The organism is Psychrobacter sp. 1Y4 (assembly GCF_051847555.1).
The window spans coordinates 1-865 of sequence record NZ_JBPYDE010000310.1 but is presented as its reverse complement, the minus strand read 5'-3'; the positions used below and the strand labels follow the sequence as shown (position 1 = coordinate 865).

Here is an 865-nt window from a genome sequence, read left to right as displayed (position 1 = left end):
TGTGTCTTATCTCAATTATTATTGACATTCCAAGGAGCTATCATGAGCGAGCAAAATACCAACCAAGAAAACTTTGATCAAACAGTGGCACATGACAATGTTGATCACAAAGACAGCATCTTAGAAGAAACCATGAACGAGTTTGATCCACAGAACAACTCAGGTGAAGAAGCCACCATCGAAAATGAGATCGATCTTGATACGTTCAAAGCGCGTATCGCTGAGTTAGAAGGTGAAGTCAAGCAAGCTAAAGAAAGCACTGCTCGCGCCAACGCTGAAGCGTACAATGCACAAAAGCGCGCCGAGCAAGAAGCGGATAAGAGCAAAAAATTCGCTCTTCAAAAATTTGCAAAAGAGTTACTCGATATCGTTGATAACTTAGAGCGCGCTATCGAAAACGCAGACGCGAATGACCCAGTTGCTGAAGGGGTGCAATTAACTCACAAAGCATTGGTTTCTGTACTTACACGTCATGGCGTAGAAGTGGTCGATCCAGAAGGTGAGAAATTCAACGCGGATTTTCATGAAGCAGTGGGTATCGATCCAGAAGCAGAAGCAGATACGGTCGGTACAGTCCTACAAAAAGGCTATAGCTTAAACGGTCGTCTACTACGTCCAGCCATGGTACGTGTTGGTCAATAATATTTTTGGGGGCTAAACCCTACTAATATGAAGGTTTTTCACAAAAAATCACAGGAAAGACCATTTTTGCGTGATTGTTACCTTGAAAAATACGACAGGCAAACCGATATATAGCAACAAGTGACCGAAGACGGTCTGGATAGACAAATAGATAAACACATATTTATATTGAAAATAAATTAGGAGCAATTGATTATGGGTAAAGTAATTGGTATTGATTTAG

The 865-nt window shown here is 41.2% G+C and carries 1 protein-coding gene; it reads left to right on the top strand.

Translation table 11 applies throughout. The annotated features are described in order from the left end of the window. The first annotated feature begins 42 nt into the window (after window positions 1-42). A complete protein-coding gene (gene grpE, locus ACS8FC_RS15980; RefSeq protein ID WP_186475348.1) occupies window positions 43-642 on the top strand; it encodes a nucleotide exchange factor GrpE in 600 nt (199 codons plus the stop codon). Window positions 643-865 lie beyond the last annotated feature (223 nt).